Annotated in this window: 6 protein-coding genes; 3 read left to right on the forward strand and 3 right to left on the reverse strand. The window is 67.1% G+C overall.

From position 1 onward, the window contains the following. Nucleotides 1-1766, forward strand: a 1766-nt coding sequence (mutS, locus tag PGX04_RS27555) for a DNA mismatch repair protein MutS (RefSeq protein ID WP_273741403.1), incomplete at its 5' end; no start/stop codon positions are given. A gap of 155 nt (nucleotides 1767-1921) precedes the next feature. Here mutS and PGX04_RS27560 read toward each other — a convergent pair. The 3 genes from PGX04_RS27560 to PGX04_RS27570 form a co-directional block, all read right to left on the reverse strand. Beyond that, nucleotides 1922-2245 carry a DMT family transporter gene (locus PGX04_RS27560; protein WP_273741404.1) on the reverse strand — a complete coding sequence of 108 codons (324 nt, stop codon included), beginning with the start codon at nucleotides 2243-2245 and terminating at the stop codon, nucleotides 1922-1924. 123 nt (nucleotides 2246-2368) lie between these two features. After that, on the reverse strand, nucleotides 2369-3199 hold the full coding sequence (locus PGX04_RS27565) for a YihY/virulence factor BrkB family protein (RefSeq protein WP_273741405.1): 831 nt from the start codon (nucleotides 3197-3199) through the stop codon (nucleotides 2369-2371). Between the two features lie 132 nt (nucleotides 3200-3331). Continuing rightward, a complete protein-coding gene (locus tag PGX04_RS27570; protein WP_273741406.1) occupies nucleotides 3332-4627 on the reverse strand; it encodes an MFS transporter in 1296 nt (431 codons plus the stop codon). Between the two features lie 241 nt (nucleotides 4628-4868). On the opposite strand from PGX04_RS27570, the gene PGX04_RS27575 reads away from it, so the two are divergent. Both PGX04_RS27575 and mutL read left to right on the forward strand, forming a co-directional pair. Beyond that, the gene (locus PGX04_RS27575; RefSeq protein WP_273741407.1) at nucleotides 4869-5669 is read left to right on the forward strand and encodes an SDR family NAD(P)-dependent oxidoreductase; all 801 of its coding nucleotides are present in this window, start codon (nucleotides 4869-4871) and stop codon (nucleotides 5667-5669) included. A 136-nt stretch (nucleotides 5670-5805) separates the two neighbouring features. After that, nucleotides 5806-6857, forward strand: a 1052-nt coding sequence (gene mutL / locus PGX04_RS27580; RefSeq protein ID WP_273741408.1) for a DNA mismatch repair endonuclease MutL, incomplete at its 3' end; no start/stop codon positions are given.

A 6857-nucleotide genomic window follows, 5' to 3' on the forward strand; every position in this document is an offset into this window, starting at 1 on the left:
CGCTCGGCGAGGCCTACGATCTGGCCCGCCTCGCCTCGAAGGCCACGCACGGCAGTGCGGACGCGCGGGACCTCCTCGCGGTTCAGGAGACGCTCGCGGTCTTACCCGCGCTGGCAGACGCCATCGCGTCGACTCCGGAGCTGGCCGACTCGCCCCTCTCGAAGATCGTCGATCGCCCGGATCGCGACGCCGCGCGGGAGCTGCGGGAGACCCTCGAGGAGGCCATCGCCGACGAGCCGCCGTCGACGGTGACGCAGGGTGAACTCCTCCAGCGGGGGTACGACGACGAGCTCGACGAGGTGATCGAGCGCCACGAGGCGATCAAGGAGTGGCTCGACACGCTCGCCGACCGCGAGAAGGGACAGTACGGTCTGAGCCACGTGACCGTCGACCGGAACAAGACCGACGGCTACTACATCCAGGTCGGCAAGTCCGCCGCCGACGGCGTGCCGGACCACTACGAGGAGATCAAGACGCTGAAGAACTCGAAGCGCTTCACCACCGACGAACTCGAGGAGAAAGAGCGCGAGATCCTTCGACTCGAGGAGCGACGCGGCGACCTCGAGTACGAACTCTTCGAGGAACTCCGCGAGGAGGTGGCCGCGCGGGCCGAACTGCTGCAGGACGTCGGCCGGGCGCTGGCGACGGTCGACGCGCTCGCGAGTCTGGCGACTCACACGGCCGAGAACCGGTGGGTCAAGCCGGATCTGCATCGCGGCGACCGCCTTGAGATCGAACAGGGCCGACACCCGGTCGTCGAGCAGACGACGGAGTTCGTCCCGAACAACGTCCGATTGGGACCGGCGGCTGGAGCCGCCGGCCAGGAACGCGCCAGCGGGCGCGCAGACGAGGACAGGGGCTTCCTCGTGGTGACCGGGCCCAACATGTCGGGCAAGTCGACGTACATGCGCCAGGTCGCCTGTATCGTCCTGCTGGCTCAGATCGGCAGCTTCGTTCCGGCGAAGGAGGCCGAGATCGGGCTGGTCGACGGCATCTTCACCCGGGTCGGTGCGCTGGACGAACTCGCACAGGGCCGGTCGACGTTCATGGTCGAGATGAGCGAACTCTCGAACATCCTCCACACGGCGACCGAGGAGTCGCTTGTCATTCTTGACGAGGTCGGACGGGGCACCGCGACCTACGACGGCATCTCGATCGCGTGGGCCGCGACGGAGTACCTCCACAACGAGGTCAAGGCGAAGACCCTCTTCGCGACCCATTACCACGAACTGACCGGACTCGCCGAGAATCTTCCCCGCGTCGCCAACGTCCACGTCGCGGCGGACGAACGCGACGGCGAGGTGACCTTCCTCCGGACCGTCCGCGACGGACCCACCGACCGCTCCTACGGGATTCACGTCGCCGACCTCGCCGGTGTCCCCGACCCCGTCGTCGACCGCTCGAGGGACGTCCTCGAGCGACTACGCGAGGAGAAGGCCATCGAGGCGAAAGGCGGCGGCTCGAGCGACCCCGTCCAAGCGGTCTTCGATCTAGGGAGCGGAACGATGCAGACGCAGGGAGAGCGCGACCGGGCCCACGCACAGGCGGCATCGACAGATGGCGGTCCGATGGAGGCCGATTCCGACGCCGAATCGGTGGCGGGCGACTCCGAGATCGAATCGCGGGACGCCGACTCCGACAGCCGACCGATCGATCCCGATACCGAAGCCGTCCTCGAGGACCTCGAGTCGATCGACGTGAACACGACGCCGCCGATCGAACTCGTCTCGAAAGTCCAGGAGTTACAGGAGCGACTCGAGGAGTGAGCGGGAGAGTCGGTTCGTTCTGTCGGCTTGCCGCTCGAGCCAGCCGCGAGATAACGGTCGAACGGATCGTGAAGCCGGTCAGTCGTCCACTGATAACAGCTGTTTCGGGCACCTGCGGTTGGTAATCTGAATCGAAGATAGCGAGCAGTTTCGGGTCAGTGCCCACCGGAGACGAGGTGAAGGCCGACGATCCCGACGACGATGACGCCGATGAACGCGATCCGGGCGAGGGTGGCCGGCTCGTCGAACAGGGCGATTCCGAGCGAGGCCGTTCCGACGGCCCCGATACCCGTCCAGACCGCGTAGGCCGTGCCCACGGGGAGGTCTTCGACGGCCCGCGCCAGTAGTACCATACTGATACCGAGGGCGACGACGGTGCCGAACGCGGGCACCGGTTTCGAGAGCCCGTCGGAGTACTGGAGGCCGATCGCCCAGCAGATTTCGAACAGGCCCGCAACGAGCAAGAGATACCACGACATTTTCGCTCCAAGGTCTCGGCGCAGGACGGCTATAGATTCCGTTATCCATCGGGCCGGAGCAGTTCCGGGTTCCGATCGGAAGACGTAGGGAGTGTGGGAGGGTGTCGCCGCTCTCATCGTCGGCTACCCGCTGACGGAGCCGGCCGCGTCCCGTCCGTCGCCGCGACGTGCGTTCCCGTGCAGGTGATACTCGCCGATCACGACGTTCACCGCCGCGCCGACGAGCAGGACGAACGCGGTCCCGTAGAGCCAGACGAGCAAGAGGATGACCGCGCCGAACGTGTCGTACGTTCCGACGGTATTGACGAGGTCCGCATAGATCCCGAAGACGGTCTCGAGGACGACCCAGCCCGCAGCGGCGATAACGGTTCCGGGCAGGGCCTCACGCGCCGAGACGTCCAGATCCGGGAAGACGTAGTAGATGGGAAAGAACGCGACGACGAGTCCTCCGAACAACACGATCGGGGTCAGTCCTACCACGACGGGGTGGTCGACCGCCGCCAGCGCGGCCGTCGCGAGACTGGTCCCGACCGTGGCGATCACGACGGCGACGGCGACGACGAGGCCGTCGATGAGTCGCTCGCGGAGCGAGGTCTCCGTTTTTCCGTACAGTTCGTCGAACGCGGTATCCAGTCCGCGAAAGATGCGCACCATGCCCCACAGCAGCGAGGCGACTCCGATGAGCGACGCGCCGGCGCGCTCTGACGCGTGGGTCAGCGCCTCGTAGACTACCCCCCGCCCGGCGGGGCTGAGGTGATCGCGGGCCATCCGCACGATCTGGTCGGTCAGATACTCGTTGCCGACCGCACCCACGACGATCAACAGGAGGAGCAAGAGCGGGAGCAGGGAGAGGAACGCCGCGTGGGCGATACTGCCCGCCATGAACGCCACGTTTTGCTCGCGAACCACGACGACCACGTCTCGAGCGACGGAGCGGATCCGTCGCAGGTTCATACGGATTCGACGGCCGCGGGCCCGAAAAGCGCGGCGCTGGCAGTCGCCATCCTCGGGATCCCCTGCCGGTACATTGTGTTCTGCAGTGGGACTCGAGACGTGACCCATCCCGCGAACGGTGACCGCCACGCGTCAGTCACCCGGTGTGGGATCCTCGGTCACGACTCGCTTCGCGTGGGCGCGCTGGGCGGTGACGACGAAGGCTGACGTGGCGACGACGATGAACCCGGCGGCGAGGTAGAAACCGGCCTCCGTGGAGACGGCGTCCATCGTCGTACCGACGAGGATCGGTCCCGTCACCTGGCCGAACTTCCAGGAGAGCGAGCGCAGCGACATGGCGCTCGCCACGGAGTCGTACCGCTCGCCCTCGTCGACGAACAGCGACATGCTGGCGGGCAGACGGATGGAGTCGGCGACCCCGAGCAGGGAGTAGGCCCCGAAGAGCGCGAAGAAGGCCCCGCCGAGGCGTTGCGTGTCCCCGTGGAACGTCACCGCGACGGGATCGATCCGCCCCGCGGCGTACGCGGCGAGCGGAATCGCGGCGGTGCCGATGCCGTACAGAATCGCGCCGGCGGCGACGAAGTAGTGTCGCTGGCCGTAACTATCGGTGAGGTTGCCGACGAACCCCTGCGTGAGCGCCTTCGTGAGCTTTCCGCCGGCCATGATCCAGCCGATGGCGAACGCGGAGATGCCGAAACTCGTCCGCGCGTAGATCGGGAGGAAGAGGATCACCGCCATCTTGCCGAAACTGAAGAAAAAGCGGAAGCCGACCAGCGCCCGAAGCATCGGGAGGCCCAGCAGCGAGCGGAACGTCTCCGCGCCGCCCGCCTCCTCGGGGTCTTTCCGGCCGCCGGGGTTGTCCCGGAGGAACGCGAAGACGAGGACGAACGCGCCGAGCGTGATCGCCGAGAGGACGGCGTAGGTCGCGGTGAAGCCGTAGGCGTAGAGGAGGAAGCCGCCGATCAGATCACCGGCCAGCGACGAGATCGACGCGAACTGGTTGTAGGAGCCGAGCCACCTGCCCTGCTGGTCGTCGGGGCTGATCTCGCCGACGATCGTCGAACCGGTGATCCAGAGGATGCTCGCGCCCAGCCCTTGGACCATCCGGATCAAGATGACGTGGGCCGGACCGCTCGCGAAGACGAACGCGACGAAGACGCCGACGTTGATCAGGAAGCCGACGAGCAGGTAGCGCTTTGCGTTTCCCGTGTCCACGTTTCGACCGAGCGGCAAGACGATGAGTAACTGGACGAACGCGAAGGTCGCGCCGAACAGCCCCTCGACGAAGCCCGAGGTCCCGAAGAGATCGGCGTACAGCGCCAACGCGATGAGAATCGTCGAGTACGCCTGACTCCGCGCGAAGGCCGTCCCGGCCAGTGCCGCGAACTCCCGATCGCGAAGGAGCGCGACGGAGGTGAACCGCGTCACGCGTCCGACAGTAGACGCTATCAAACGAACGCGGTTCAAAAACCCCTCGAACGGGGAAGTCCGGAACGGCGCCCCTGCGAATTCCGGGTCGACCGGTCGCTCTTCGGGGTCATCGATCCACCTCGAGTCACGGGCGGGAACCACGGCGTTCGCACGACCCACTAGGAGAGCCGCGATCGAAAGACGGCGAGGCCGGCCCCCATCGGTAGAACTTTGGGTCGATACGGAACTCGGTAACACGATGCACGAAGCTGACTTCGACGTTGCGGGGAAGACCGCCATCGTCACCGGCGCGAGCCAGGGAATCGGACAATCGATCGCGGAGACGCTGGCTGCGGGCGGTGCGAACGTCGCGATCTGCTCGCGGTCGATGGATCGGGTCGGCCCGGTCGCAGATGGAATCAACGAGGCTGCGGACGCGGGCGAGGCGCTGGCCGTCGAGTGCAACGTCCGCGAGCGCGATCAGGTCCGGGATCTGGTCGACGAGACGGTCGACGAGTTCGGCGACATCGATATCCTCGTCAATAACGCCGGCGGGGAGTTCGTCGCCGCGTTCGAGGACATCTCGGCGAACGGCTGGCAGACCATCGTCGACCTCAACCTTAACAGCACGGTCCACTGCACGCAGCTCGCGGGGGAAGTCATGCGCGAGGGCGACGGCGGCGTCATCATCAATCTCTCGAGCGTGAACGGCCAGCACGCGGCCCCCGGCGAGAGCCACTACGGCGCGTCGAAGGCGGCGATCATCCGGCTGACCGAGACGCTCGCCGTCGAGTGGGCCGAGGACGGCATCCGCGTCAACTGTATCGCCCCGGGACTCATCCAGACGCCCGGCGTCGCCGACACGCTCGGCATCGACAGCGAGGACATGCCGCCCCGCGAGAAAGCCGACCGCCGCATCGGTCACGCCGAGGAAATCGCCGACGTCGCTCAGTTCCTCTCGAGTCCCGCCGCCTCGTTCATGAACGGCGAGACCGTGACGGTGAAGGGCGTGCCGCGAGCGGGGAATTCGATGTCGCAGGACCTCGGGCTCGAGGACTGATAACGGACTCGAACCCTGCCGATGCGCTCGAGTCACGGCGCTTCGCGGGACGGAAGACCTAACCAGCCGCCGGCTCTACCTGTATCCAGCACAGGAGACGCGTCGGAACCGATCGCCGCGCCGACGCCAGATCATCATGAGTGACGAGAGTACCCACCCCCAGAACGACACCGACATCCACCAGTTAGACGAGGACACCGTCGCCCGCATCGCCGCTGGCGAGGTCGTCGAACGCCCCGCCAGTGCCGTCAAGGAACTCGTGGAGAACAGCCTCGACGCCGACGCCTCGAGCGTCGACGTCACCGTCGAGGCGGGCGGTACGGAGCTGATTCGCGTCGCCGACGACGGGCAGGGCATGTCAGAAGCAGACGTCCGCGCGGCCGTTCGCGAGCACACGCTGACCGAGCTCGACGGGCTCGAGGAACTCGAGTCGGGCGTCGCCACGCTCGGCTTCCGGGGCGAGGCGCTGCACACTATCGGCTCGGTCTCGCGGATGGCGATCCGCTCGCGCCCGCGAGATGCGGACGGCGCTGGAACGGAACTCGCCTACGAGGGCGGGGACGTCGTCTCGGTCGAGCCGACGGGCTGTCCGGCGGGAACGACGGTCGAAATCGAGGATCTCTTTTATAATACGCCCGCTCGCAGAAAGTTCCTCAAGACGACGGCGACGGAGTTCGCCCACGTCAACCGCGTCGTCACCCGCTACGCGCTCGCGAACCCGGACGTGGCGGTCACGCTGACCCACGACGGCCGCGAGGTGTTCTCGACGACGGGACAGGGCGACCTCCAGGCCGCCGTCCTCTCGGTCTACGGCCGCGAGGTCGCCTCGTCGATGATCCCCGTCGAGGCCGGCGGCGACGAACTTCCGCCGGGTCCCCTGGAATCGGTCTCCGGCCTCGTCTCCCACCCCGAAACGAACCGCTCGAGTCGGGACTACCTCGCGACGTACGTCAACGGCCGGGCGGTGACCGCCGACGCCGTCCGCGAGGGGATCATGGGTGCCTACGGCACGCAACTGGGCGGCGACCGCTACCCCTTCGTCACCCTCTTCCTCGCGGTGCCCGGCGACGCAGTGGACGTGAACGTCCACCCCAGAAAGCGGGAGGTGCGCTTCGACGACGACGACGCGGTCCGCCGGCAGGTCGACGCCGCCGTGGAGTCGGCGCTGCTCGAGCACGGCTTGCTCCG

Source organism: Natrinema soli (genome assembly GCF_028618695.1).

Bases quoted from the DNA above. Each gene is read 5' to 3' on its own strand.
- PGX04_RS27560 (WP_273741404.1), bottom strand. From the start codon at position 2,245: ATGTCGTGGTATCTCTTGCTCGTTGCGGGCCTGTTCGAAATCTGCTGG.
- PGX04_RS27565 (WP_273741405.1), bottom strand. From the start codon at position 3,199: ATGAACCTGCGACGGATCCGCTCCGTCGCTCGAGACGTGGTCGTCGTG.
- PGX04_RS27575 (WP_273741407.1), top strand. From the start codon at position 4,869: ATGCACGAAGCTGACTTCGACGTTGCGGGGAAGACCGCCATCGTCACC.